This window comes from Pseudomonas glycinae (genome assembly GCF_001594225.2).
GTDB lineage: Bacteria > Pseudomonadota > Gammaproteobacteria > Pseudomonadales > Pseudomonadaceae > Aquipseudomonas > Aquipseudomonas glycinae.
The window spans coordinates 1,942,237-1,967,498 of record NZ_CP014205.2 but is presented as its reverse complement, the minus strand read 5'-3'; the positions used below and the strand labels follow the sequence as shown (position 1 = coordinate 1,967,498).

Sequence of the window (25,262 nt, the reverse complement as noted above, 5' to 3'; positions counted from 1 at the left end):
TTTGGCGTGCCGCTTCAGAGGTGATCGGCGTCGATGATCGCCTGAGCGAAGGCTTTCGGGTCTTCCTGTGGCAGGTTGTGGCCGATGCCTCCGTTGATCAGACGGAACTGGTATTTGCCGGTGAAGCGTTTGGCGTAGTCCTCGGGGGCTGGGTGCGGCGCGCCGTTGGCATCGCCTTCCAGGGTGATGGTCGGCACGCTGATCGAGGGGGCGGTGGCGAGTTTCTGTTCCAGCGCATCGTACTGGCTTTCACCCTGCACCAGGCCCAGACGCCAGCGGTAGTTGAACACGGTGATGGCGACGTGATCCGGGTTCTGCAAGGCCTTGGCGCTGCGGTCGAAGGTGGCGTCGTCGAAGGCCCATTTCGGTGAAGCCAGTTGCCAGATCAGCTTGGCGAAATCATGGGTGTTCTTGGTGTAGCCCGCCTCACCACGGTCGGTGGCGAAGTAGAACTGATACCACCATTGCAGTTCGGCCTTGGGCGGCAGCGGATTCTTGCCGGCGGCCTGATTGCCGATCAGGTAACCGCTGACCGACACCAGCGCCTTGACCCGCTCCGGCCACAGCGCCGACACGATGTCCGCCGAACGTGCGCCCCAGTCGTAGCCGCCGAGCACAGCTTGCTTGATCTTCAGCGCATCCATGAAATCGATCACGTCACTGGCCAGCGCCGCCGGCTGACCGTTGCGCACGGTCTTGTCGGACAGGAAATGCGTGTCGCCATAACCCCGGGCGTATGGCATCAATACCCGATAACCCTTGGCCGCCAGCAGCGGCGCGACGTCGTCGTAGCTGTGAATGTCGTACGGCCAGCCGTGCAGGAGAATCACCACCGGACCATTGGCCGGGCCGGTTTCGGCGTAGGCCACGTCGAGCAGTCCGGCCTTCACATGCTTGAGCGGGCCGAAGGGCAGATCGGCCTTGACGCTGGCGGCTTCGGTCTTGACCGGCTCGGGGGCTGCGGTTTGTGCTTGGGCGAAGGCGCCGAATTGCAGCAGCGCGGTGGCTAGAATCGACAGGCCCAGCAGGCGACGACGGTTTTTTCCAGTGTGGACGGCGGTGTGCAGTGCAGGCTTCATGGCAAGTCTCCTTGGTAATCGGTGAGGGCCGGGCGTTGGCTGAGCCCTTCGAATCTGGAGCCCATTAAAGACTGGCCACGTATCTGCGCTGTTTCCGTTTCCGCTGGCTGATGCGCGGGCATGTATCCGGGAGGCGTTCGTACACACTGCGATACAAACCAGCGGCCAACAAAAAGCCCCGAATGTTCGGGGCTCCTGCTTGCCTTGGGTTTTCAGGCCTGAGTAACCTGCTTGGGCCCGGCCAGTGCCCAGGCGATCAGCCCGAACAGCGGCACAAACACGATCAATACGATCCAGACGCCTTTGTTGCTGGCTTTCCCCTCACTCTTGCGCACCCGGTTGATCGCCCACAATTCGATGAGCAAAAGCACGACGGCCAGTACGATCCACGTGGTTTCAATTTGCATGAGCTACCTCCTGATGGTCTCTGACTTAGGCGGGCCGTGGCACTCAGGGTTCATTAAATTTGCTGGGTGGTTTGCCTGGCTCACGTGCACAAATGTTCTAAACCCATCGGCAAAGTCGCGGTAACGTAGACGTCCTTGACGAACAACCACTGCCTTCGGAGCCTTGCGTGGACAAACGCAACTGGATCGACTTGTCTCAGGATGCCGACACCGGGATCGAGTCGATTCGTGCCCATTTCCAGGGCCATGCCTACGATCCGCACTGGCATGACAGCTTTCTGGTGGGCGTCACCGAGCAGGGCGTGCAGCAGTTTCATTGCCGGCGCGTGCGCCATCTGAGTACGCCAGGCAAGATTTTCATGCTGGAGCCGGGGGAGATCCACGACGGGCACGCGCCGACGGAGGAGGGCTTCACCTATTCCATGCTCTACCTCGACCCGCACTGGCTGGAGCGTGAATTGCGCGTGCTGTTCGAGCATGCGCCGGACAACAGCCAGCTCGGATTCACCGATACCCTGAGTCAGGATTCGCGCCTGTCCACGGCCATCAATCAAGCCTTCAACGCCCTGCATCAAGGCGACTTGCGCATCGTGCGCCAGACCGCCATCGACACCTTGCTCGGTGCGCTGACGTCCCACCTCGACTGGCGCAAGCGCCAGCCGTTCGATCCGCGCCTGCCATGGGTGGCCCAGGTGGCGCGGGACTATCTGCATGCGCATGCCTTCGAAGACATCGGGCTGGACGACTTGGCCGAGGCCTGCGGGGTTGATCGCTTTCGACTGACCCGTGCATTCAAGGCCGCTTTCGGACTGGCGCCCCATGCCTATCTGATTCAGTTGCGCCTGGCCCGCGCCCGCCAATTGCTGGCGCGTGGCGAAACACCCGCCACCGTCGCCAGCGCTCTCGGTTTCGCCGATCAAAGCCATCTCGGTCGCTGGTTTCGCCGCGCCTATCACCTGACTCCGGCGGACTACCGCAAGCGCTGCTCAAACCTTCCAGACTGAACCCCGCGCAACCGCGACCATGGCCTCCTGTTTTGATTCGGGAGCCCTGTCATGGAATCGTTGTTGCCTTTTCTGCTGTTTTCCTTCGTCGCCTCGATCACCCCGGGGCCGACCAATATTCTGGTGATGAGCCACAGCTCGCGGCGCGGTCTGACGGCCACCGTGCCGATCATCTTCGGTGCGTGTGTGTCGGCGGCGCTGGTGGTGTTGGTGGTCGGACTCGGCGTGGGGGAAACCTTGCTGCGCTATCCCCGCGTGCAGCAGGCGATGGCCTGGGCCGGGGTGTTGTGGCTGAGCTGGCTGGCGTGGCAGATCTTTCGCAGTACGCCGCCCTCGTTGGACTCGGCGACAGCGGCCGATGAAGGCTTCAGCGTGTTCGGCGCCGCAGGGCTGCAATTGATTAATCCCAAGGTGTGGATGATGGCCGTGGCGGTGGTGAGTGTGTTTGGCGGCAACGGCGACGACAGCGCGCGGATGCTGCTGTTGTCGGCGGTTTTTCTAATGGTCTGCCTGCCGTGCATGACGGCGTGGGCGCTGCTGGGCGTGGGCAGCGCGCGGTTCTTTGGCTCGCCACGGGCGTTTCGGCGCATGAATGCCGTGCTGGCGTTTTTGTTGTTGCTGTCGGCTTGGTTGGCGGTGTTGGTCTAGCCGTGGCGTTCGGTCACATAAATTTGAAATGCCCGCCGTTGCCCCCCAGAATCGCGCCCCGATCCGGCCACCAGTGCCGGGCGTTCAAAGTGAAAGGGGTTGCGGTTGAACGAACAGACATTGTCCATGCGCCTGGAGCGGGTGGCGGCGCACGTGCCCGCCGGTGCTCGGCTGGCCGATATCGGCTCGGATCATGGCTACCTGCCGGTGGCGCTGATGCGCCGTGGTGCGATCGCGGCGGCGGTGGCGGGCGAGATGGCCGAGACGCCGTTCCGTTCGGCGCAACGCACCGTGCGCGAAAACGATCTTGAACAGCAGATCACCGTGCGCCTGGCCAACGGCTTGAAGGCCATCGAACCGGCAGACGGGATTACGGCAATTACCGTGTGTGGCATGGGCGGCGAAACCATCCGCGACATCCTCGAAGCCGGCAAGGCGCGCCTCAGCGGCCGCGAGCGCCTGATCCTGCAACCCAACGGCGGCGAACAACCGCTGCGCCAATGGTTGATGGATAACGGGTACCGAATCCTTTGCGAAGAAGTGCTGCGGGAGAACCGCTTCGACTACGAGATCATCGTGGCCGAGCGGGGCGGGCCGGTTTCCTATACCGCCGAGGAACTGTACTTCGGGCCGCTGCAGTTGCAGGCGCGGAGTCCGGCGTTTGTCAGTAAGTGGCAGCATCGGTTGCGGCACAAGCAGCAGACGCTGGCTCATTTTGGACGGGCACGGCATGGCGTTTGCGAGCGCAAGGTGCAGGATCTGACGCAGCAAGTGCGCTGGATCACTGACGTGCTGGGGTGAAGCACGCCCAACGCTGATATCATCCAACCACTTTCAAGCAGGCCAAAAAACACCATGAACCGTCAGAAAAAACTGCAACAGCTCTTCAAGGAAAAATCCAGAAAGGCCAACGCCAAACTGGCACCCAAGAGCAACAAGCCGAAGTACATCAGCAAGGCGGATCGTTTGAAACTGGCGACTGAAGTGGTTCCAGAGTCAACTGACACCCCTGAGGCCTGATCGAGCGGGCGCGCAGCGGTACAGGCCCCATCAGGTTTTCCCTCAGGTACTCGGCGGCTTCGCCAGCTCAATCCCCGCCGCCCCCAGCCGTTTGAGAATTTCGAACAACAGATCACTCTTGGTCGTCCCGACAATCCTCGGGCTGGCCACATACCCGGTCACCGTCAACGTAATCCCTTCCGGCGTCAGCTTGCTGAAGCGCACGAACGGTGCCGGTTTCTCGAGGATGGTTTCGTGTTCCTTGTAGGTGTCGAACAGCAGGTTCTGCACCTGTTCGGGGTCGATATCCAGCGGGAACATCAGTTCCAGCGTCGCCACGCCCTGGGCGCTGCCGCCGAGGGTGACGTTGCGCAGGTTCTGCGAGATCAGTTGCGAGTTGGGCACGATCACGATCGAGCGGTCGCTGAGCTGGATTTCGGTGGCGCGCACGTTGATCCGGCGGATGTCGCCCTCGACGCCGCTGATGCTGATCAGGTCGCCGACCTTGACCGGCCGTTCGGTGAGCAGGATCAGCCCGGAGACGAAGTTCTTCACGATCTCCTGCAAGCCGAAGCCGATGCCCACCGACAGGGCGCTGACGATCCACGCCAGGTTGGTCCATTGCACGCCCAGTGACGACAGGGTCAGCAGGATCACCACCGCATAACCGATGTTGGAAAACAGCGTGCTGAGTGAGGCGCACATGCCCGGGTCCATGTCGGTCTTGGGCAGGAACTCGTTGTCGAGCCAGCGGCGCAGGGCGCGGATCAGGTAGATGCCGATCAGCAGCGCCAGCATCGCGTTGAGCAAATGGCCGGGGACGATGTTCAGTTTGCGCAGGCCGGCGCCGCCGAGAATAGTGCCGATGTTGTTGGCCAGTTGGCCCAGGGTGGTGCCGATCCCACCGACAAACAGCGTGATGACGGCCAACAGCAGCAGCGCAGCCCGACCGAAACCGGCCAGCAGGGTCGAGGCCTGTTCGAGACGCCGGTCGCCGACCCCCAGCAGCTGTTTCAGCGCCTTGCCGCTGGAGTGGCGGGGCGAGAAGAAGTACTCGCAGCTGTCCTTGAGCAACTGCATCAGCAGGTAAAACCCGGAAAACACGATAAACGCCCAGACCAGTTCGTAGGTGATGAACCGCGCCAGCGACACATACCCCGTCAGCAGGGTGCCGAACGACAGCACCATGGCCAGGGTGGCCACGGTGTAAATCACCCCGGCGAAGGTGTTGCCCGCCACTTGCGTATCCCCGGCCGCCGCCAACACTTTGCGCACTTTACCGACGCGCATCAGCAACGTTGTGACGATGACCAGCACCACCAGCGCAATGATGCCTCGGCCTGCGAGCACGATCTGGCTGCTCATGCCGGAGGCGTTGCTGACCTGCACCGCCGTCACCAGCACCAACAGCGCGGCGGCGAGGATTCGCGCAAACGGCTGCAGCGCGTTTGCCACCTCGTCAGCCACCGCCGGCAAGCGCCACGACGGGTGCTCGGTGGACAGCAGGGCGCGGCTGAGCCCTGTGATCAGCACGCAGGCATAAACCACTTTCCCGAACTCATCGGAAAATGTCGCCAGCATCGGCGGCAACGGCACGTGACGGGTGCAGGCGTAATAGAGCAATTGCAGGGCGATGGCGGTGGTTGCGAGTGTCGCCAGCGCGGAAGCGAAAGCCAGCGAACTGCGGCGCAGCCGGCCTTCCGGCATGCGGTGAATGCACACCCACGCCAGCCAGCGATCGGCCAGCCGCCGGCCCAGCGTCCAGACGACGAAGGCCAGCACCACCAGCAGGGCGGTGTAAAAACGCTGGCCGGGTTGCCAGGCTTCGGCACCGGTCTGTTGCACCTGTTCGACGAAAAAGCGCAGACGCTGGCGGTCGTCCGCTGACGGATTGACAAGGGGAGCCCAGAAACCGGGATTCAGAATGCTGTCGGTGCTGAGCGTCAGTTCGCTTTCGAGCAAGGTGCGGCGGATACCGGCGATCTGGGTGATCAGCTCCGTGGCGCTTTGCTTGAGGATGGCGAGGTTCTTCAACGCCGTATCGACTTTGGTTTTTTGCTCGATCAACGTCGCCCGCTGCGCCGCGATATCGGCTTGTTCGGCAGCGACCGCTTCGGCCGGCGCGGCACCGAGCACGCCCAGTTGCACGGCCAGTTGCGCCTGCTGCGGCAACAGCGACGCCGACAGTCGATCAATGTCCAGAATGAACGTCTGCACCCGATCCTGCGGGCCTTCGAGCTGGTTGTAATTGTTGGCGGACGAGATTTGCTGCTTGAGGCCGTCGAGGCGCAGTTGCAGGGCTTGCAGATCGCTTTGCGAGACGCCGGGGAGCGGGGCGCCGACATCGGGCGTGCCGGGCAAGTCGGCGGCCGACACCATCGAGACACCCGGACAGAGCAGCGTCAGGGTGATGAACATCAATGACTTCAATGCATTACGCATGGGACTGGGCGATTCCGGTTGATCACACAAGCATTGAGGTTAGGTGATCGGGCGCCTGCTGCATCATTTTCTGCTGCTAATCCTGGCTTAATGCGTGTCCGGTGAGATCGCCGGGCAGCCGATTGTAGGCGCCCGTTTTCACGACTAGACTCCCGGCCATGAAACGCTATCTGCGGTTTTGTCTCGTTTTCCTGATCAGCCTGGCGCTTCCCCTCAGCGGGATGGCGGGCGTGCAGGCACCGACAGAACCGTGCCCGATGCAAACCATGGGCATGGCGATGATGGACGGCATGAACATGGATTGCTGCCAGGACATGAAGAGTCCTGCCGACCATGGTTCCCCCTGCAAACCCGGCCAGGAGTGCAAGACCGGCGGCTTGCTGCAAGTCGCGATCCTCAAGCCGCCCGTTACCGTTTTCAGCCCTGTCACGCATTCGTTCTTCAGTGACTCCCTGCCGCTAGCGGCCCCGTCCGGGGTCTGGCGACCGCCCCGCACCTGATTCCTGTCCCCCCCTCGAAGCTCATTCCGCCCAGGCGGAGTGATTTGGCTGTGCGCGTGTTTTACGCCGCGCGCAGTGGACGATCACAGGAATCGTAAACATGACATTCAAGTGCAATTGCACGGGTTGGCCTCTGGTGGCCGGCTTTGCGGCAAGCGTGCTCGCGTGGCCGGGTTTCGCCGCCGCGCTGACACTCGATCAAGCGCTGCGGCTGGCCGAAAACAATGCGCCGTCGCTGACCGCACAAGATCAGAAAATCCAGGCCGCCAGCAGCGCGGCCATTCCGGCGGGCGAGTTGCCCGATCCCAAGCTGGTGCTCGGTCTGCAGAACTACCCCGTGGGCGGCCCGGATCGCTGGAGCGTCGATCAGGACTTCATGACCATGCAGATGGTCGGTTACCGGCAGGAGATGCCCAACGCAGACAAACGCAAGGCGCGCATCGAAGTTGCCGACGCCGCTATTGAGCGCGCGGCGGCCGAGCGCAGGGTCGAGCGTTTGAAGGTGCGTCAGGCGACAGCGCTGGCGTGGATCAGCGGCTATTCGGTCGAGCGTAAGGAAGCGCTGTTCCGGGATCTCTTCAAGGAAAATCGCCTGCTGAGTGAGACCGTCCGGGCGCAGATCGCCGGTGGCCGCGCGCAACCTGCCGACGCAGTGACGCCGAAACAGGAAGCGGCCCGACTCGCCGAGCAACAGGACAACCTGACCCTCGAACGCACCCAGGCTCGAGCCGCGCTCAAACGCTGGATCGGCACCGCCGCCAACGACAAGCCCGAGGGCGGTTTGCCCGTGTGGCCGGTCGATGCCTCGACCTTCAATCATCAACTGCAACACCATCCCGAACTCGCTGCTTTCGCGCCCATGACCCGCGAAGCCCAGGCCAGGGTGCAAGAGGCGGTGTCCGAGAAAAAGTCCGACTGGAGCTGGGAGGTGGATTACCAGCACCGGGGGCGCGAGTTTGGCGACATGGTCAGCGTGCAGTTTTCCTGGGATCTGCCGCTGTTTCCCGAGACGCGGCAGAACCCGAAAATCGCCGCCAGACAGGCCGAGGTCAGCCAACTGCAAGCCGAGCGCGAGGCCCTGTCCCGCGAGCACACCGAACAACTGGAAAACCAGTTGGCCGATTACCAGCGCCTCGATCGGGCCGTACGCCGCACCGAAGAAAGCCTGGTGCCGCTGGCCAGAGAGAAAGTCGATCTGAGCCTGGCCAGTTATCGCGCCGGCCAGGGCGATTTGAACGCGGTGGTCAACGCCCGCCGCGAACTCATCGAGGCCCGCCTCAAACAGATCGACATGGAAGAACAACGCGCGCTGACCGCTGCGCGTCTGCATTTCGCTTATGGGGAGACCAGCCTGTGAACCGTAAACAATGGAACGGCGTGTGGCTGGCCGGCCTCGCGCTGGCGGTGGGCGTGGGTGGCGGTTACGGATTGGCCTATCAGCGAATGAACGGAGTAGCGGCTTCAGCCCCTGCGCCGAGCACTGAGCCCAAGGCCTTGTACTGGTATGACCCGATGTACCCGCAGCAGAAGTTCGACAAACCGGGCAAGTCACCCTTCATGGACATGCAACTGGTGCCCCGATACGCCAGCGGCGAGGAGGGCAGTGCGACCGTCAGCATTGATCCGGGGCTGAGTCAGAACCTCGGTCTGCGTGTGGCGCCGGTCAGTCGCGGCGCCTTCACCTCAAGCCTCGATGTGAGCGGTGTGCTGGGGTTCAACGAGCGCGATGTCGCGGTGATCCAGGCGCGCACCAATGGGTTTGTCGAGCGGGTTTACGCCCGTGCGCCGGGGGACGTGCTCACGGCTGGCACGGCGTTGGCAGACATTCTCGTGCCGGAATGGACGGCGGCCCAGAGCGAGTTTCTGGCGCTAAGGCGTAGCGGCGATGCCGACCTCATTGCGGCGGCGCGCCAGCGCTTGCGGCTGACCGGGATGCCAGCAAGCTTGATTGCTCAAGTGGAGCGCAGCGGCAAGGTGCAGTCCGAACTGACGGTTACCAGCCCTTTGGGCGGTGTGCTGCAAGCACTCGACGTGCGGGCGGGCATGACCGTGGCGAGCGGTGAAACCCTGGCGCGGGTCAACGGGCTGAACAGTGTCTGGCTCGCTGTGGCGGTGCCGGAATCGCAGACCGGTTCGGTTGCCGTGGGGCAGGCCGTCGAAGCACGCCTGCCGGCCTTTCCCGGCAGAGTATTCAACGGAACGGTCAGCGCGATTCTGCCGGACACCAACCCGGACAGCCGAACCCTGCGCGTCAGGGTTGAGCTGACCAATGCCGACGGCCGATTGCGGCCGGGGATGACGGCGCAAGTGCGGTTGAACCGATCGACCGGGCAAGACAGTTTGTCGGTGCCCAGCGAGGCAGTTATTCGCACCGGCAAGCGGGCATTGGTCATGCTCGTCGAAGACGCGGGGCACTATCGCCCTGTGGAGGTGCGCCTCGGTCAGGAAAGCGACGGCAGAACGGTGATCCTCGAGGGCCTGGCAGAAGGGCAGAGCGTCGTGACGTCCGGCCAGTTCCTGCTCGATTCGGAGGCCAGTCTCAAGGGCATCGTCGCCGAGCCGCTTGAATCGGGCGGGAACGTTTCGGGGAGCCAGCCATGATCGCCGCGCTGATTCGCTGGTCCGTCGCCAATCGTTTTCTGGTGCTGCTGGCGACGCTGTTCGTCACGGGTTGGGGCGTGTGGTCGGTGCAGAACACACCGATCGATGCGCTGCCGGATCTGTCCGATGTGCAAGTGATCATCCGCACGCCGTACCCCGGACAGGCGCCGCAGATTGTCGAGAATCAGGTGACCTATCCGCTGACCACCACCATGCTCTCGGTGCCGGGGGCGAAAACCGTACGCGGTTATTCGTTCTTCGGTGACAGCTTCGTTTACGTGCTGTTCGAAGACGGCACCGATCAATACTGGGCGCGCTCGCGAGTGCTGGAGTACCTGAGCCAGATCCAGAGTCGCCTGCCTGCCGGCGTCAAACCGGGATTGGGTCCGGATGCGACCGGCGTCGGCTGGATCTATCAGTACGCGCTGGTGGATCGTAGCGGCGGGCATGATCTGGCGCAGCTTCGGGCGTTACAGGACTGGTTCCTCAAGTTCGAGCTCAAGACCCTGCCCGACGTCGCCGAGGTCGCTACCGTTGGCGGCATGGTCAAGCAGTATCAGGTGCAGCCCGATCCGGTGCGGCTGGCCAGTTTGGGTATCACTCTGGCGCAGGTGCGCGAAGCCATCGGCAAGGCCAATCAGGAAACCGGTGGCGCGGTGCTGGAAATGGCCGAAACCGAATTCATCGTGCGCGCTTCCGGCTACCTGAAGACGCTTGATGATTTTCGGGCTATCCCGTTAAAGCTCGGTGCTGGCGGGGTGCCGGTAACTCTCGGCGATGTCGCAACGGTTCAGACCGGGCCGGACATGCGTCGGGGCATCACCGAGCTGGACGGCCAGGGCGAAACCGTCGGCGGCGTGGTAATCCTGCGCAGCGGCAAGAACGCCCGCGAGACCATCGCGGCGGTCAAGGCCAAACTCGATGACATGAAAAGCAGCCTGCCGTCCGGCGTCGAGATCGTCACCACCTACGATCGCAGCAAACTGATCGATCGCGCCGTGGAAAATCTCAGCCACAAACTGCTCGAAGAGTTCATCGTCGTCGCGCTGGTGTGCGGGATCTTCCTCTGGCATCTGCGCTCTTCGCTGGTGGCGATCATTTCGTTGCCGGTGGGCGTGCTGATCGCCTTCATCGTGATGCGTTATCAGGGCTTGAACGCCAACATCATGTCGTTGGGCGGGATCGCCATCGCCATTGGTGCGATGGTCGATGCGGCGGTGGTGATGATCGAGAACGCCCACAAGAAAATCGAAGCGTGGCACGCGGCCAATCCGGGGCAGGCGCTCAAGGGCGAGCGTCATTGGCAGGTGATGACCGATGCGGCGGCGGAGGTGGGGCCGGCGCTGTTTTTCTGTTTGCTGATCATCACGCTATCGTTCATTCCGGTGTTCACCTTGCAGGCCCAGGAAGGGCGGCTGTTCGGCCCGCTGGCGTTTACCAAGACTTACGCCATGGCAGCAGCAGCGGGACTTTCTGTGACGCTGGTACCGGTGCTGATGGGCTACTGGATTCGCGGGCGGATTCCGGATGAACGCCACAACCCGCTCAACCGCTGGCTGATCCGGATCTATCAGCCGGCGCTGGACGTGGTACTGCGCCGGCCGAAATTCACTTTGCTGGTGGCGCTGTTGGTGTTTGTCAGCGCTGCCTGGCCGATTTCGCGGCTCGGTGGCGAATTCCTCCCGCCGCTGGACGAGGGCGATCTGCTGTACATGCCTTCGGCCCTGCCGGGTTTGTCGGCGCAAAAAGCCGCGCAACTGTTGCAGCAGACCGATCGGCTGATCAAGTCAGTGCCCGAGGTCGAGCATGTATTCGGCAAGGCTGGTCGTGCGGAAACCGCTACCGACCCGGCACCGCTGGAGATGTTCGAGACCACTATCCAATTCAAGCCCCACGATCAATGGCGTCCGGGCATGACCCCGGAAAAACTCGTGGAAGAAATGGATCGCGTGGTGCGAGTGCCGGGCCTGACCAACATCTGGATTCCACCTATCCGCAATCGCATCGACATGCTCGCCACCGGGATCAAAAGTCCCATCGGCGTGAAAGTCGCCGGCAACGATCTGGCCCAGATCGACGCCGCGACCCAGGCCGTCGAGCGGGTGGCCAAAGGTGTGCCCGGCGTCAGTTCGGCACTGGCCGAGCGCCTGACCGGTGGCCGCTACATCGACGTGGATATCGACCGCAACGCCGCCGGCCGCTACGGGCTGAACATCAGCGATGTGCAATCCATCGTCTCCGGTGCCATTGGCGGGGAAAACATCGGGGAAACCATCGAAGGGCTGGCGCGGTTTCCGATCAACATCCGTTATCCACGAGAGTGGCGTGATTCGCCCGGCGCCCTGGAGCAATTGCCGATCTACACGCCTTCCGGCAGCCAGATCACCCTCGGCATGCTGGCGAAGATCAAGGTCACGGACGGCCCACCGATGCTCAAGAGCGAGAATGCCCGGCCGTCCGGTTGGGTGTACATCGACGTGCGCGGGCGAGACATCGCTTCGGTGGTGGCCGATCTGCGTCGCGCCGTCAATGAACAGGTGAAATTGCAGCCCGGTATGAGCCTGAGCTATTCGGGGCAGTTCGAGTTTCTGGAACGGGCCAATGCGCGGCTGAAACTGGTAGTGCCTGCCACGCTGCTGATCATCTTCGTGCTGCTCTACCTGACGTTTGCTCGCTTCGATGAGGCGCTACTGATCATGGCCACGTTGCCGTTCGCATTGAGCGGCGGTGCGTGGTTCCTGTATTTGCTGGGCTACAACTTGTCGGTCGCGACCGGTGTGGGCTTCATTGCACTGGCCGGGGTTTCGGCCGAGTTCGGCGTGATCATGCTGCTTTACCTGAAGAACGCCTGGGCCGAGCGCGAAGAAATCGGTGATCACTCCGAACGCGGGCTGGTCGCGGCGATTCGCGAAGGCGCTGTGCAACGCGTGCGCCCCAAGGCGATGACCGTGGCCGTGATCATCGCCGGCCTGTTGCCGATCCTGCTGGGCAGCGGCACCGGCAGCGAAGTCATGAGCCGCATCGCCGCGCCCATGGTCGGCGGCATGGTCACGGCGCCGCTGTTGTCCCTGTTTGTCATACCGGCGGCGTATCGCCTGATGCGCCGTCGACGGTTGCCCGCTGAAAACAAGTCACCTCAAAGCGACGATGCTTCCATCCAGCCGTAACCCGGCGACGAAAAAAAACCGGTGCGAACGTTCGCACCGGTTTTTTATTGTGAGGTCTGGTCATCAGATCGACCGCTGATTGACCCGCTGCATCAATTCCTCCGCCGATTCCTTGCGCTCGGAATAGCGATCCACCAGGTCCGGGCGGTCACGCAGCAACAGCGTGAATTTCACCAACTCTTCCATCACGTCCACCACCCGGTCGTACAGCGCCGAGGGTTTCATGCGGTTGTCTTCGTCGAATTCCAGATAGGCCTTGGGCACCGACGACTGATTGGGGATGGTGAACATGCGCATCCAGCGGCCCAGCACGCGCAGTTGATTGACCACGTTGAACGACTGCGAGCCGCCGCAGACCTGCATCACCGCCAGGGTCTTGCCCTGGGTCGGACGCACCGCGCCGAGGGCCAGCGGCACCCAGTCGATCTGCGCCTTGAACACCGCCGACATGGCGCCGTGGCGTTCCGGCGAGCACCAGACCTGGCCTTCGGACCATTGCATCAGCTCGAGCAGTTCCTGGACTTTCGGGTGATCGCCCGGCGCATCGTCCGGCAGCGGCAGGCCCGAAGGATTGAAGATTCGCGTCTCGGCACCGAAGTGCTCCAGCAGGCGGGCGGCTTCTTCGACGAGCAAGCGGCTGAAGGAGCGCGGGCGGGTCGAGCCGTACAGCAACAGGATGCGCGGCTTGTGGGCGCCTTCGTCACGCGTGGTTGTTTGAACCAGTGAAGGATCGAGGTTGGGCAAGTTGGTCATGTTAGCTCCGGTTACAGCGTGCTGATGCGGTCGAGCTCGCGCTTGAGGGCATCACGGTCAAGTTCGGCGAAGGGCAGGGCGAGGAAGGCCCGGCAGCGGGTTTCGATTTGGGCGAGGGTGGCGCGGAAGGCGGCATCAATGGTGCGTTCATCGCCGACCACATCCGACGGATCTTCCAGCCCCCAATGGGCTTTCAGGGCCGGGCCGAAATACACCGGGCAAGCTTCACCGGCGGCCTTGTCGCACACGGTGATGACGATGTCCGGCGGGTTGTCCTCGAAGGCCTCGTTGCCCTTGCTGCTCAACCCGGCGATGGAAATGCCGGCCGCCTGCAACGTGGTCAGGCTGCGCGGCAGCACCTGGCCCTTGGGGAAACTGCCGGCACTGACTGCTTCGAAACCGGCCGGCGCCAGATGGTTGAACATCGCCTCCGAGAGAATGCTGCGGCAGCTGTTGGCGGTGCACATGAATAGAACGCGCATGATGATTCCTCTTTCCAGACAGGCGTTAAACGCTCAGGCGCAGGGCCAGGGCAGACAAGGTGATGAACAGAATCGGCAGGGTCAGCACCACGCCGGTCTTGAAGTAATAACCCCAGGTGATGCGGATCCCTTTGCGCTCCAGCACGTGCAGCCAGAGCAGCGTCGCCAGACTGCCGATGGGGGTGATTTTCGGGCCCAGGTCCGAGCCGATGACATTGGCGTAGATCATCGCCTCGCGTATCACGCCGACGGCATCACTGGCCTGGATCGACAACGCGCCCACCAACACCGTCGGCATGTTGTTCATCGCGGACGACAGCAGGGCGGTCAGAAATCCCGTACCCAGCGCCGCGCCCCAGAGCCCGGTACCAGCCAGATAATTCAGTGTCGTCGCCAGATAATCCGTCAGCCCGGCGTTCTTCAGCCCGTACACCACCAGGTACATGCCGAGCGAGAAAATCACGATCTGCCAAGGGGCTTCGCGCAGCACGCGCCGGGTCGAAATCACATGACCCCGCGCCGCCACCGCGAACAGCAGCGCCGCGCAGACTGCGGCAATCGCACTGATGGGAATGCCCAGCGGTTCCAGGGCGAACAGACCGATCAGGAGCAGCCCCAACACGATCCAGCCGACCCGGAAAGTCAGCCCGTCGCGGATGGCCAGTCGCGGATCCTGCAAGTCATCCAGTGAGTAATGTGTGGGTATGTCACGCCGGAAGAACCAGTACAGCACCCCCAGAGTGGAGGCCACGGCAACCGCGTTGACCGGCACCATCACCGAGGCATATTCGCTGAAGCCAAGGCCGAAATAATCGGCGGAAACGATGTTGACCAGGTTGGACACCACCAGCGGCAGGCTCGCGGTATCGGCGATGAAACCGGCCGCCATGACGAACGCCAAAGTGGAAGCCGCCGAGAAGCGCAGGGCGAGCAGTATCGAAATCACAATCGGCGTCAGGATCAGCGCCGCGCCATCGTTGGCAAACAGCGCAGAAACGGCCGCGCCCAACAACACCGTAAAGGCGAACAGACGCCGGCCATCGCCCTTTGCCCAACGGGCGACGTGCAACGCGGCCCACTGGAAAAAACCGGCTTCGTCGAGCAACAGGCTAATGATAATGACGGCAATGAACGTCGCGGTCGCGTTCCAGACAATGCCCCACACCGTGGGAATATCGCCCAGGGTCACAACCCCGCTGAGCAGCGCCAGCACCGCGCCGAGCGTCGCACTCCAGCCGACACCCAGCCCCTTCGGCTGCCAGATGACCAGCACAATCGTGAATAGAAAAATGGCAAAAGCAAAAAACATGGGAATCCCGAAAGCCTGAGGCTTAGCAGCAAGCGGAGGTGTTGAGCGGGCGATCGCCCATGGCCGCCAGCCGCGCGCTGTTTTCTTCCAGCCAGGCGGTGTTGGCGGCGAGCGTGGTTTCGAGCAGCGTGCGAATCCATGCGGGCAAATCAGGGTTGAGCCGGTAATAAACCCACTGGCCCTGACGACGATCCAGCAGCAGACCGCAGGTGCGCAGCTGCGCGAGATGGCGGGAGATTTTCGGCTGACTGTCGTCCAGCGCGCAGACCAGTTCGCAGACACACAGCTCACCCTCACGGGTGATCAGCAGCGTGGCCCGGGCGCGGGTTTCGTCGGCGAGGCATTTGAAAACGGAGGCGGGGTTGAGCATGACGATGCCTTGAGTACATATGGTTGTCCGAATATACGGATATCCATATGTGTTGGGCAAGCCTTGAGTTTGTTGAAGTGGCAGCTCTCGACCGAAGGTGTGTTTAGCGCAGGCGCCTCAACGCTTGCTGAACGCCAACCGCGCAGCAAATAACACGAAAATCATCCCGGTGGTGCGATCCATCCAGCGAACCACCTTCTCGCGCCGAAGGAAACCGGACAGCGGCTGCGTCGCGCCAATCAACACCAGCGACCAGATCAGCCCGAGCACCACATGAATGCTCACCAGCCCGAACGTCCACGGCACCAGCGGCTGACCTTGCGGAATGAACTGCGGCAGAAACGACACGTAGAAAATCCCGATCTTCGGATTGAGCACATTCCCCAGCATGCCCTTGAAAAACCAATTCGCACCCGGCTTGCCGTCGGCCTCGGCAGGTGCCAGCGAACGGCGAGGGCGCAGCAGCATGTTCAACCCCAGCCACGCCAGATACGCTGCGCCGCAATACTTCAACAGGTTGTAGGCCAGCTCCGACACCGCAATCAACGCCCCCAACCCAAACGCCACCGCCGCGCCCCACAACAGACAACCGGCGTTGATCCCCAACGCCGCACGCAAGGCCTGCTGCTTGCCCTCGACGGTGGCCGTGCGCAGCACCAGCGCGGTGTCGAGACCGGGCGTCAGGGTCAGCAGCGTGGCGGCGAGGGTGAAGGCGAGGAGGTTGTCGGCGATGGACATGGCGCGTGGGTTCCCTGTTCTGGATGGGGGGACGGTAGCGGTTTCAGGCGGGGGGATCCAGCAGGGAAATCAGGCGCGGTTCGATGCGCTCTGGTTGTATCTCGAGGATCGCCAGCGTGACCGGCAACTTGAAACGCCGAGGGCCGGCGCTGCCGGGGTTTACGTAGAGACGGTCACCGCGCCATTCGATGCGGGGTTTGTGGGAATGGCCGGTGATGATGAGCTTGATGCCCGGATCGAGATCCGCGGGGACGTCGGCGATGTCGTGGACGAGGAGTGCTGGCCAGCCATTTAGGGTGAAGGTCAGGAGGTCGGGGAGGTTTTCGGCCCACGGGCTGTTGAGATCGTTGTTGCCGCGCACGGCGTGAACGGGGGCGATTTTTGCCAGTTGGGTGAGGATGTCCGGGTTGCCGATGTCGCCGGCGTGGATGATCTGGTCACAGCCCTGGAGCGCGGCAAGGGCTTCGGGGCGGAGAAGGTTGTGGGTGTCGGAGATCAGGGCGGTTTTCATGGGGGGCTCTCCGTTGGTGGTTCGGGTGGGAGTGGCTGGTTTCGGCCAGTAGCGGTCTCTTGTCGATGTCCGCATCGATCCGATAGTAGCTGCTCGCGTATGGACGCTTTCGGCCGAAAGCGTCTTTCCACAAGGCCGAGCATTCAGCCGGGGTTATAGCCACCTTGCCTAACGAGTGGTGGTCACTGGATCACTCACTCGCAATTTCTGCGAAAAAAAGAGCGTTACTGCATCCAATCCGAACGCCGCCGCGTATACCAAGCACGGACAGAATCTCCTGGCCGATCTTCCTCACAAAGGATCATCACGATGAAACGCATTTCGATCAAAACGCAATTGATTGCGGGCCTTCTGACCTTGGTGGCAGGTAGCGGATTAGTGTTCAACGCTGCGCATGCTGCATCGATGAGTCACGACAGCGTCATGGTCGGCGGTCAAAGCATGTTGCCGAACAAGGACATCGTCGACAACGCAGTGAACTCGGCCGATCACACCACCCTGGTCGCCGCTGTGAAAGCTGCCGGTCTTGTCGACACCCTCAAGGGAAAAGGACCCTTTACTGTGTTTGCACCAGTCAATTCGGCCTTTACTGCTCTGCCCGCAGGAACCGTCGATACGTTGCTAAAACCGGAAAACAAGGCAACCCTCACCAAGATCCTTACTTACCACGTCGTGAGCGGCAAACTGGACATGGCCACTCTTGCCGAAAAGATCAAGGCCGGAGGTGGCAAGACCGAACTGACCACCGTCTCGGGCGGAAAACTGTGGGCAATGATGAATGGTCCGCACAACATCACCATCAAAGATGAGAAGGGCGACGTCGCCGACATCAGTACTTATGACGTATACCAGTCGAACGGTGTGATACAGGTCATCGACAAAGTCCTGATGCCGAAAAGTTGACCGGCGTCGCCGGTCGATTTCAGCATGACCGGCGAGTCCTCCGAGGAGCCCACCCGTGAATGGAACAACCGCGCGCTGTGGGCTAACCTCTGGCTGCAATCGACTTGTAGAACCTCACGATCCATTCGTTTGGAGAAAGGCTATTCCCATCGCCGACACTGACCAACTCAAAAACCTTCTAGCCCAGTGTTCCTTGGGTGACCGACGCGCTTTTGAAGCGCTGTATCGTAGCGTGAGTCCGCGTCTGCATGGCGTGGCGCTGCGGTTCATGGGGCGCCCAGATCTGGCTGAGGAGGTGCTACAGGAAAGTTTTGTGCGTATCTGGAACAATGCTTCACGCTACCAATCGCAACTGTCGGCGCCGATGACCTGGATGATCAATATCACGCGAAATCAGGCCATCGACCAATTGCGAAAGCGTCGCGAACGTCCCCTGAGTGACCTCGACGCGCAGATGCTGGTAGACGACAGCCCCTCGGTACATGAACAGTTGAACAGCTCCCGTGAGACCACTTCATTGAATCGGTGCCTAGATGAGCTCGAAGGGATGCAACGTCAGTCAATCACCATTGCTTATTTTGAAGGGCTTTCCTGTTCAGAACTGGCGGAGCACCTGTCGGCACCGCTCGGGTCGGTAAAGTCTTGGATCCGCCGAGGGATGGAGCGTTTGCGCAGGTGCCTTGAGTCATGAACTACCAAACTCCAAGTCTTCGTCGCGCACTTGCCGCAGATTATGCCATTGGGTTGATGCCACCAGCCGCACGCCGGCGCTTTGAGCAGCTTTTACTGGAGGACTCGGAACTTCGCGCAGAACTTTCGCAATGGCGGGAAAGCCTTGCGAGCCTTACCCAGTCTCTGCCTGAATCACCTGTACCGGATCGTGTATGGCGCGGAATTACGGCGCGTATAGATCCGCAAACAATGCAGTTGCCTGTAAAGCGACCATTCTGGAGCTGGCTCTGGGTGACGATTGCAACATGTTCACTGGTAGCAGCGGTAACGCTGAGCGTTATCTATAACCGTGACGAAGTTCGCTACAGTGCAACGTTGCGTAGTGCCGACGCACAGTCGTGGATGAGCATTGAAGCGCACGAGAATTATCTAAAAATCAAAACGCTGGCTTTGGTGAAGATAGAAAAGAATCGTAGCTTGGAAATGTGGGTTATTCCTTCAGATGGAAAGCCTGTTTCGCTTGGGGTGATTCCCCCAGGCGGAGACGGGGAGATCAAGTTGGGCGGTGCGCAGAAAGCGTTTATTGGTGAGTCAATCACGTTGGCCATCAGTCTTGAACCCGAGGGTGGATCGCCAACAGGACAGCCGACTGGTCCTGTGCTGTATCAGGGCGTGCTTTCGGCTCTATGACTCAGGGCAGCAAACCGTTAATTTTCGTGAGTAAACGGCTCACTGATCGGTCGCCCAGAATTCTGCTTCAACGCAACGCGCTCATGAACATAAACGGCAGCTTTTGGCCGGTAGCGGTCGCTTGTGAACGTCCGCTTCTGGCCGAAAGCTGCCATTCATCGTGGCAGCTTCGGCCAACGCTGATTCCCTCTACCGTTGCGGTTTATCCGCCTGTAAAGGACAAACGTTTAGCTCTTCACCTCAACATGATCCAACGCCTGATTCACCGCCAACTCACTCAACATCACCAACTGCGCAATCCCGATCGCGGTCTTGCGATGGGCGGGCTCCAGCGTGGCCGCGAAGTTGTTGAGCATTTCGTTCGCCGATCCCAGTGATTCGCTGGCGTTGGCCAGCAGGGATTCAGTGTCATACGCCGGGTTGGCCAAGTACATGGGGTCGTGCTTGTGGTGGCTGCCCATGACCCGTTGTTGCGGGGTGAGGTAGTGATCGAGGGCGCGTTCGGCGGCTTCATTGAGGGTTCGGGAGTCGGGGAATTTGTAGGGGGAGACTGGATCGGTTTCCGGGGGATTCGGTGTTGGTTTGATCATGGTGATACTCCTAATTATTGAAAAGGAGCCTTCACCCTCGCTACCAAACGAAGGGTGGCGGCCAATACGCGGGTTGGTAGACCGGTAACTAGGAACCCGGCGCACTCGAAAGTGCCCTGCGCATGGCCACCATCGAGTACAGACCTGAAGAGGCCTGCGAATGGCGCGCTATGCGACTAGTTAACTCGGGCTACCAAACCCGATCACTGTTTTCAGTGACCCGGAAACGATAGAACCCGCGTCCCAGACGCACAAGCCGGCGGATTCTGGCGTAGTCGTAGGCAATGACGCAAGGCGTTGTAGCCTTGAGGAAGTAACGCTGAGTGTCTTTAAACAGCAGGGCCGAAACCCTTAAACAACCTTCGATGGCTCCTTCGATAACCGTCGTATTGGATCTTTCCCTGGCGCTCTGCTGCCCCGGACTGGCTCCACCCCCAAGCCACTTGGAAAGGAGACCACCATCCTGCACGATTTCAACTGGCAACCACTGAGCAGGCTCACTTCCGCTATTTGCAAGAACCTCAACCCACACTCATGCAGAGTGCATGCCTATATTTGGCCATCACTCTGCACAACTCTTTGATTTTTCTAAGACCTTTTGAAGGGGGGCGCTGGCACACAATATGCGAGGTCTGTCTGGAATACCGTGAGAGTTGCCGACCACGTTCGGCAAAAAAAATAATCCGTGATAGAGGCCTCAAATGAACGCCATCGACCTTTTGAAAACTGACCACGAAAAAGTAAAAGGCATCCTGAACCAACTCAGCGAATCGACCGATCGGGCATTAAAAAAACGTGCGGATTTGTTGGACAAGCTGGAGCTGGAAATCACCATTCATACTCAGCTTGAAGAGCAGATTCTGTATCCGGCTTTCAAGGAAGCAGGCGGTAAAGAGCAGGATGAGATGTACTACGAGGCAAAAGAAGAACACCGCACGGTCGATTCTTTGGTATTGCCTGATCTGAAATCTACCGATCCTTCCAAGCCGGAGTTCGCAGGCCGCGTAAAGGTCGTCAAGGAGCTTCTGGAACACCATATCGAAGAAGAGGAAACCGAGATGTTTCCTCAGGCCAGAAAGCTGCTGGGCAAGGCAAAGCTCGAGGAGCTGGGCAAGGAAATGGAAGTTATGAAGGCTTCACTCAAGAAAAGCCTCGGCGGGGCGAATATGGCAGCCTGAGCAAATAGACGGATCTGCTGCGTAATCACAAGCCCGGCTCAATGCCGGGCTTCTCGATTTCAGCCCCTGCGCGAGGGGAGGCCATTGTGATCAGGCCACCTGGATGAACACGCCCCAAAAGCCGAGCAGCACCCAGAATGACGCGAAAATCCACGGCGTGCGCACTGAAAACAGCAGTGCCTTGCGATAGCCTTTGTGCGTTGACTCGCGCTCACAGAACAGAGGGGATTCGTCATAAGCCATACCCATCACGGGCTCGCTGCGTAACAGTTCACTCTGTTTGTAGTACCAGTGGTCGATGATGTCGTAAGCGGCGCGGATGCCCGGCCACGCGTTGAGTGAACTCAACACGCCCAATAGCGCGAGGAAGGGAGGCACGACGAGAGTGAACATTTTGCCCCACTCGGGATTGAGATTGCCCATGCTGGAGGCGAAAGCAATGACCAGGAATGACTGGGCGGCGAGATAGGCGTCCGTACGGTTGGCCAGGATGCTGGTCTCGTACTGGATTTCCCGACGATAGAAATCCAGTCGTTCTTTCGGCGAGCCAAACATCTTGGCGTTATGTTCTGTAAGTTCGCTGTCGCTGGTATGACTCGTCAGTATTCTTGGCACGAAGAAACGTCCTGGTATTCGAATCCGGAGAACATTCGGAGACGTCGGTCAGCGAAAGGTTCACCTTGTGCGATGAACAGTAAGCGAGCGCAAGGGAGAGGACTGGACGGGTACATCGGCGAGGCATTATGAGGTGCGCTCATCAGTCCTGCAGAACCGTTGAGCGCGAAGTGATTTCAGTTGCCTGCGAGGTTTTCTCGAACCCACTGTTCGGCGCTGGTGACCTGAATGGATTGCTGTTCGTTGAACGTGCCAGCTTTCGGCCAGGCCACGCCTCTGCCTTGTGCAAACACGGCGCGATACTTTTTGATGTGGTGGGTGGGATCTTTTTCGAGTTCCTGGATCAGGTGCTCGACAGTCCAGACGTTGCGTTTGAACGGACGTTCCAGCACCCGTTCAAGGATGCTCGCCACTTGTCCGTAGGTCACGGTGTCGCCGGAAAGGTAGACGATCTGATTGCGAAAACGAGGTTCAAAGAAGACGATTTCGGCGGTCAGCCTGCCGATGTCTTGCGGTGTCGTGAGCGTCACGCTGTTGTCGAGACTGCCCAATGCGTTCACGGCGTCGTTGTCGAAGTCCACGACCTCAAACACCGGCTCGAACAGGAAACTGGTGAACATGCCCGTCGAGATGATGACCCACTCGGTTTTATCCTGGGCGCGAAGCAACTCGCGCACATCGAGCTGAGCATCAAACAGATCCTGCGGACTGCCTCGCCCGATCACCTCGAAATCCACACCAAACTGCCATGGAAAGTAGCGCTTCACACCGGCCTTGAGCGCTGCGGTGGCAAGCTTCATCGGCGTTTCCCGACCCGCGACCATGCCTGCACAGCCGATGACGGTATCGAATCGTGCGAAAACTTCAGCCAGTTGATCGATCGAATCGCTCACCAGATCGGCGGCGACCATTTGAATACCCAGACTCCGCAGCTCATCGATTTCTGCCTTTTTCTCGGGCACCTGAGTACCGATGGTTGAGGCTCTGAGAAGGACACTGATTGTGGAACCGGGTGCGCGTTTTGCGACCTGTGCGAGATTGCGCAAAACCGGCAGGCCGAGTTCGCCGGCACCGAGTACGAGAATCGATTGGGGGGAAAGCTGTATGACTTCGGTCATGATGTCTCCTGAAACCTGCTGTCTGTAAGATGGGCAAATACTTGCACCATTCGACAGCGCCAGTAAGAAGGCACACGTGTGATACCGGGAGGAGAAATGACCGACCAAGAGACTCTTGGCCAGGCAGAGAGGATCTGCCAGACGCTCAGAGACGATGATGACGGCGTCCGGCGAGAAGTCCTCACGCATGCCGGCAGTCGCTGGTCGTTGGGCATCCTGCATGCCCTGGGTGTGTACGGCACGATGCGCCATGCCGAGATCAAGCGACAGATGAGGGGCGTGACTCAGCGCATGTTGACCAAGACGCTGCGCTCACTGGAGCGTGATGGTCTTCTGATTCGACGGGAGTTCGGTGAAGTTCCGCCACGTGTCGAATACGAACTGACGCCACTGGGCATGGGGCTTTTGGTCCGCATGTCGCCTGTGTGGACTTGGGTGGTCGAAAACGTCGATGACATTCGCAAGGCACGCCGTGCTTTCGACAGTCAGGTTGAGCAAAAGCCTTCGTGGCAAGTCCCTACGCCCATGGCGGTCGATTCAGAGGTGCCTTAGGACGCTATTGTCCTGCCTGACGACGACTCACCGCGAGCATAACCTCACAACTCGATCGCCCAGGTCTGACTCACCAGCTCTTTGCCGAAGCTGTGAATCGGCTCTTCCTCGACCAACTCAAACCCCGCCCGTTGATACAACCGGCGGGCATCCACCAGATTGCTGGTGGTCCACAGAATCATCTTTTTGTAGCCGACATCCCGGGCAAAACGCAGGCATTCCTCGACCAGTCGATTGCCGATCCCCAGGCCCCGCGCGCTGGCGTCCACGTAGAGCATGCGCAGTTTCGCGGTGGTTTCGTCGTGGCGAATGACGAACACCGAACCCACCACCTTGCCGTCCTTTTCCGCGATCCAGCAGCGCTCGCCGCTGGGGTCGAATTCGCGCAGGTACTTGGCGACAACCTCTGCCACCAGGGCTTCGAACTCTGAATTCCAGCCGTATTCACGGCTGTAGATTGCGGTCTGTTGATGCACCACCAGGCCCATGTCACCGGGCTGCGGATTGCGCAACAGATAGGTCGTCGACTGGCCGCCCTCGAGTAGCGTCTGTATTTGCTTCATCGAGGCGATCAGTTGCAGTTGCTGCGGTTCGGACAGGCGTTCGAGCAGGGTGATGACTTCTTGTCGCGAGGCCTGTTCCAGCGGGGCGAGGATCTCGCGGCCCAGGTCGGTAATGTGCAACTGACTGGCGCGGGCGTCGGTGGCGGAGGGGACTTTCTGGATCAGGCCTTTTTTGTCGAAACCGCTGATGAGGCGACTCATGTAGCCCGCGTCGAGGCCCAGCATCTGGCGCAAATCGGTGCTGGTCAGATCGCCCTGGGACGCGAGTTCGTAGAGGATGCGCAGCTCGGTCAGCGAGTAGTCGCTTTGCAGCAAGTGTTCCTGCAACACGCCGATCTGATGGGTGTAGAAGCGGTTGAACTGCCGGACGCTGTCGGCGCGGTCGGTGATCGTAGACATGGCGTGATGCTCATATGTTTGCCTAAGGCAACTATATAGTTGCCTTAGGCAAGCAAGTCAAATGAATGATTTCACGATCCCGAACGCAAAGTCCCCCGGATCGAACCGCTCAGTCGTGTCCATTTGTATGTTTCTGAGTCTCACCGTTTCCAGATGCGTTGAGTAGAGCGCTTCGGAAAACCAGGTGATCAACAGGGAGCGCCGGCGTGCACCGCTGGAGTTCAGGCTGCCGGCGTGGATCAGGTCGGCATCGAAGATCAGGATGTCGCCCGCGCTGCCCGTCAGTTGCACGGATCGGGACTCGTCAGTGAAATCGAGCGCAAGTTCGCCCGGTGCAGGACGGTGGCTGCCGGGGACGATGCGGGTTGCACCGTTTTCCGGGCCGTAGTCGTCGAGATACACCAGCGCGTTGACAGTGTCGCCGGTGCGTTGGGCCGACAAGTCGCGGTGCAGTTGTTGGTGGCCGCCACCGGCAAGCGGTTCACGGCCCTCGACCTGAGAGAGGAAGAAGCGTTCGCCGATCAACTCGCCCACCACCGCCAGCAAGTGTGGCAATCGGCACACGGCTTGAACGGTCGGGTCAGTGTCCAGTTGTGAATGGCGCCAATCGATGCCGCGGGGCACGGGCCATTCGTTTGAGGGTTTGATACCGGTATCGAAAGCGAGGCGAAGGGCGGGCAGCCACGTGTTCGGAACCGCTCCAAAGAGCAGTGTGTAGCCTTTGCTATGGAGTAGTTCGCGGCTCGTCATGGCTTCATCAGTCTCCCTTTTTACAATCAGGGCGAGTATTGCCGATCGTGATCAAGCCAACGCGAACCTCGGTATCGCTGCCGTAACCCCAAGACAATCGGTTCCCGTAACTCACCAGATCATAGATTTCGCTTTCGCCAAGTAGCTGATCATCGCGATTGTCGTACAAACGGAAAAACGCGGGAGATTCCCAGCGGACGAACCATTGAGTTTCGAAGGGGG

27 protein-coding genes are annotated in these 25,262 nt (G+C 60.5%); 13 read left to right on the top strand and 14 right to left on the bottom strand.

Annotated features, from left to right (window positions below; genetic code table 11):
* Positions 1 to 14 precede the first annotated feature (14 nt).
* Entirely contained in the window at positions 15 to 1,079 is a 1,065-nt protein-coding gene (locus tag AWU82_RS08805; RefSeq protein WP_064381921.1) for an alpha/beta fold hydrolase, read from the bottom strand.
* A 212-nt stretch (positions 1,080 to 1,291) separates the two neighbouring features.
* On the bottom strand, positions 1,292 to 1,486 hold the full coding sequence (locus AWU82_RS08800) for a PLDc N-terminal domain-containing protein (protein ID WP_039773123.1): 195 nt from the start codon (positions 1,484 to 1,486) through the stop codon (positions 1,292 to 1,294).
* Between the two features lie 167 nt (positions 1,487 to 1,653).
* On the opposite strand from AWU82_RS08800, the gene AWU82_RS08795 reads away from it, so the two are divergent.
* The 4 genes from AWU82_RS08795 to AWU82_RS08780 all read left to right on the top strand — a co-directional run bounded on the left by AWU82_RS08795 (position 1,654) and on the right by AWU82_RS08780 (position 4,158).
* Complete coding sequence (locus tag AWU82_RS08795; RefSeq protein ID WP_064381920.1) at positions 1,654 to 2,490, top strand: AraC family transcriptional regulator; 837 nt, start codon at positions 1,654 to 1,656, stop codon at positions 2,488 to 2,490.
* A gap of 51 nt (positions 2,491 to 2,541) precedes the next feature.
* On the top strand, positions 2,542 to 3,138 hold the full coding sequence (locus AWU82_RS08790) for a LysE family translocator (protein ID WP_064381919.1): 597 nt from the start codon (positions 2,542 to 2,544) through the stop codon (positions 3,136 to 3,138).
* A 105-nt stretch (positions 3,139 to 3,243) separates the two neighbouring features.
* Positions 3,244 to 3,939 (top strand): tRNA (adenine(22)-N(1))-methyltransferase, encoded by a 696-nt coding sequence (locus AWU82_RS08785; protein WP_223290682.1) that lies wholly within the window; start codon positions 3,244 to 3,246, stop codon positions 3,937 to 3,939.
* Positions 3,940 to 3,993: 54 nt separating this feature from the next.
* Entirely contained in the window at positions 3,994 to 4,158 is a 165-nt protein-coding gene (locus AWU82_RS08780; RefSeq protein WP_084776984.1) for a DUF2986 domain-containing protein, read from the top strand.
* Positions 4,159 to 4,200: 42 nt separating this feature from the next.
* Here the strand turns inward: AWU82_RS08780 and AWU82_RS08775 are convergent, their stop codons facing one another.
* Complete coding sequence (locus AWU82_RS08775) at positions 4,201 to 6,579, bottom strand: DUF3772 domain-containing protein (RefSeq protein WP_064381917.1); 2,379 nt, start codon at positions 6,577 to 6,579, stop codon at positions 4,201 to 4,203.
* A 158-nt stretch (positions 6,580 to 6,737) separates the two neighbouring features.
* On the opposite strand from AWU82_RS08775, the gene AWU82_RS08770 reads away from it, so the two are divergent.
* From AWU82_RS08770 to AWU82_RS08755, 4 genes are all read left to right on the top strand, one after another.
* The gene (locus AWU82_RS08770; RefSeq protein WP_039773137.1) at positions 6,738 to 7,079 is read left to right on the top strand and encodes a hypothetical protein; all 342 of its coding nucleotides are present in this window, start codon (positions 6,738 to 6,740) and stop codon (positions 7,077 to 7,079) included.
* Between the two features lie 100 nt (positions 7,080 to 7,179).
* On the top strand, positions 7,180 to 8,436 hold the full coding sequence (locus AWU82_RS08765) for a TolC family protein (protein WP_064381916.1): 1,257 nt from the start codon (positions 7,180 to 7,182) through the stop codon (positions 8,434 to 8,436).
* On the top strand, positions 8,433 to 9,680 hold the full coding sequence (locus tag AWU82_RS08760; protein ID WP_064381915.1) for an efflux RND transporter periplasmic adaptor subunit: 1,248 nt from the start codon (positions 8,433 to 8,435) through the stop codon (positions 9,678 to 9,680). Before AWU82_RS08765 ends, AWU82_RS08760 begins: the two co-directional genes overlap by 4 nt.
* Complete coding sequence (locus AWU82_RS08755) at positions 9,677 to 12,847, top strand: efflux RND transporter permease subunit (RefSeq protein WP_064381914.1); 3,171 nt, start codon at positions 9,677 to 9,679, stop codon at positions 12,845 to 12,847. The genes AWU82_RS08760 and AWU82_RS08755 overlap by 4 nt, the downstream gene beginning before the upstream one ends.
* Before the next feature lie 63 nt (positions 12,848 to 12,910).
* On the opposite strand, the gene arsH is transcribed toward AWU82_RS08755, so the two are convergent.
* The 6 genes from arsH to AWU82_RS08725 all read right to left on the bottom strand — a co-directional run bounded on the left by arsH (position 12,911) and on the right by AWU82_RS08725 (position 17,010).
* The gene (arsH, locus tag AWU82_RS08750; protein WP_064381913.1) at positions 12,911 to 13,600 is read right to left on the bottom strand and encodes an arsenical resistance protein ArsH; all 690 of its coding nucleotides are present in this window, start codon (positions 13,598 to 13,600) and stop codon (positions 12,911 to 12,913) included.
* An 11-nt stretch (positions 13,601 to 13,611) separates the two neighbouring features.
* Complete coding sequence (locus AWU82_RS08745; RefSeq protein WP_011333821.1) at positions 13,612 to 14,082, bottom strand: arsenate reductase ArsC; 471 nt, start codon at positions 14,080 to 14,082, stop codon at positions 13,612 to 13,614.
* 25 nt (positions 14,083 to 14,107) lie between these two features.
* Positions 14,108 to 15,391 carry an arsenic transporter gene (gene arsB / locus AWU82_RS08740; protein WP_064381912.1) on the bottom strand — a complete coding sequence of 428 codons (1,284 nt, stop codon included), beginning with the start codon at positions 15,389 to 15,391 and terminating at the stop codon, positions 14,108 to 14,110.
* A 22-nt stretch (positions 15,392 to 15,413) separates the two neighbouring features.
* The gene (locus AWU82_RS08735; RefSeq protein ID WP_064381911.1) at positions 15,414 to 15,761 is read right to left on the bottom strand and encodes a metalloregulator ArsR/SmtB family transcription factor; all 348 of its coding nucleotides are present in this window, start codon (positions 15,759 to 15,761) and stop codon (positions 15,414 to 15,416) included.
* Positions 15,762 to 15,878: 117 nt separating this feature from the next.
* Positions 15,879 to 16,499: a LysE family translocator gene (locus AWU82_RS08730; RefSeq protein WP_064381910.1), complete on the bottom strand. Its 621-nt coding sequence runs from the start codon at positions 16,497 to 16,499 to the stop codon at positions 15,879 to 15,881.
* Between the two features lie 43 nt (positions 16,500 to 16,542).
* On the bottom strand, positions 16,543 to 17,010 hold the full coding sequence (locus AWU82_RS08725; RefSeq protein ID WP_064381909.1) for a metallophosphoesterase family protein: 468 nt from the start codon (positions 17,008 to 17,010) through the stop codon (positions 16,543 to 16,545).
* A 309-nt stretch (positions 17,011 to 17,319) separates the two neighbouring features.
* Here AWU82_RS08725 and AWU82_RS08720 point away from each other — a divergent pair, with 309 nt between their 5' ends.
* The 3 genes from AWU82_RS08720 to AWU82_RS08710 are packed head-to-tail and all read left to right on the top strand — an operon-like array spanning position 17,320 to position 19,275.
* Positions 17,320 to 17,913: a fasciclin domain-containing protein gene (locus AWU82_RS08720; RefSeq protein ID WP_064381908.1), complete on the top strand. Its 594-nt coding sequence runs from the start codon at positions 17,320 to 17,322 to the stop codon at positions 17,911 to 17,913.
* 55 nt (positions 17,914 to 17,968) lie between these two features.
* A complete protein-coding gene (locus tag AWU82_RS08715; RefSeq protein ID WP_064381907.1) occupies positions 17,969 to 18,604 on the top strand; it encodes a sigma-70 family RNA polymerase sigma factor in 636 nt (211 codons plus the stop codon).
* Positions 18,601 to 19,275: an anti-sigma factor gene (locus AWU82_RS08710; protein ID WP_064381906.1), complete on the top strand. Its 675-nt coding sequence runs from the start codon at positions 18,601 to 18,603 to the stop codon at positions 19,273 to 19,275. The genes AWU82_RS08715 and AWU82_RS08710 overlap by 4 nt, the downstream gene beginning before the upstream one ends.
* Before the next feature lie 227 nt (positions 19,276 to 19,502).
* Here the strand turns inward: AWU82_RS08710 and AWU82_RS08705 are convergent, their stop codons facing one another.
* Positions 19,503 to 19,865 carry a DUF6124 family protein gene (locus AWU82_RS08705; RefSeq protein WP_064381905.1) on the bottom strand — a complete coding sequence of 121 codons (363 nt, stop codon included), beginning with the start codon at positions 19,863 to 19,865 and terminating at the stop codon, positions 19,503 to 19,505.
* Between the two features lie 701 nt (positions 19,866 to 20,566).
* Between AWU82_RS08705 and AWU82_RS08700 the strand changes: the two genes are divergently transcribed.
* Positions 20,567 to 21,043 carry a PA2171 family ribosome-binding persister protein gene (locus tag AWU82_RS08700; protein ID WP_064381904.1) on the top strand — a complete coding sequence of 159 codons (477 nt, stop codon included), beginning with the start codon at positions 20,567 to 20,569 and terminating at the stop codon, positions 21,041 to 21,043.
* Positions 21,044 to 21,133: 90 nt separating this feature from the next.
* On the opposite strand, the gene AWU82_RS08695 is transcribed toward AWU82_RS08700, so the two are convergent.
* Together AWU82_RS08695 and AWU82_RS08690 are read right to left on the bottom strand one after the other, a co-directional pair.
* Complete coding sequence (locus AWU82_RS08695) at positions 21,134 to 21,658, bottom strand: hypothetical protein (protein ID WP_064381903.1); 525 nt, start codon at positions 21,656 to 21,658, stop codon at positions 21,134 to 21,136.
* A gap of 176 nt (positions 21,659 to 21,834) precedes the next feature.
* Positions 21,835 to 22,776, bottom strand: a complete 942-nt coding sequence (locus AWU82_RS08690; protein WP_064381902.1) for an aromatic alcohol reductase — start codon at positions 22,774 to 22,776, stop codon at positions 21,835 to 21,837.
* 96 nt (positions 22,777 to 22,872) lie between these two features.
* Here AWU82_RS08690 and AWU82_RS08685 point away from each other — a divergent pair, with 96 nt between their 5' ends.
* A complete protein-coding gene (locus AWU82_RS08685) occupies positions 22,873 to 23,328 on the top strand; it encodes a winged helix-turn-helix transcriptional regulator (protein WP_064381901.1) in 456 nt (151 codons plus the stop codon).
* A gap of 44 nt (positions 23,329 to 23,372) precedes the next feature.
* On the opposite strand, the gene AWU82_RS08680 is transcribed toward AWU82_RS08685, so the two are convergent.
* Positions 23,373 to 24,290 carry a bifunctional helix-turn-helix transcriptional regulator/GNAT family N-acetyltransferase gene (locus tag AWU82_RS08680; RefSeq protein ID WP_064381900.1) on the bottom strand — a complete coding sequence of 306 codons (918 nt, stop codon included), beginning with the start codon at positions 24,288 to 24,290 and terminating at the stop codon, positions 23,373 to 23,375.
* Between the two features lie 57 nt (positions 24,291 to 24,347).
* Positions 24,348 to 25,040 carry a phytanoyl-CoA dioxygenase family protein gene (locus AWU82_RS08675; RefSeq protein WP_064381899.1) on the bottom strand — a complete coding sequence of 231 codons (693 nt, stop codon included), beginning with the start codon at positions 25,038 to 25,040 and terminating at the stop codon, positions 24,348 to 24,350.
* Positions 25,041 to 25,262 lie beyond the last annotated feature (222 nt).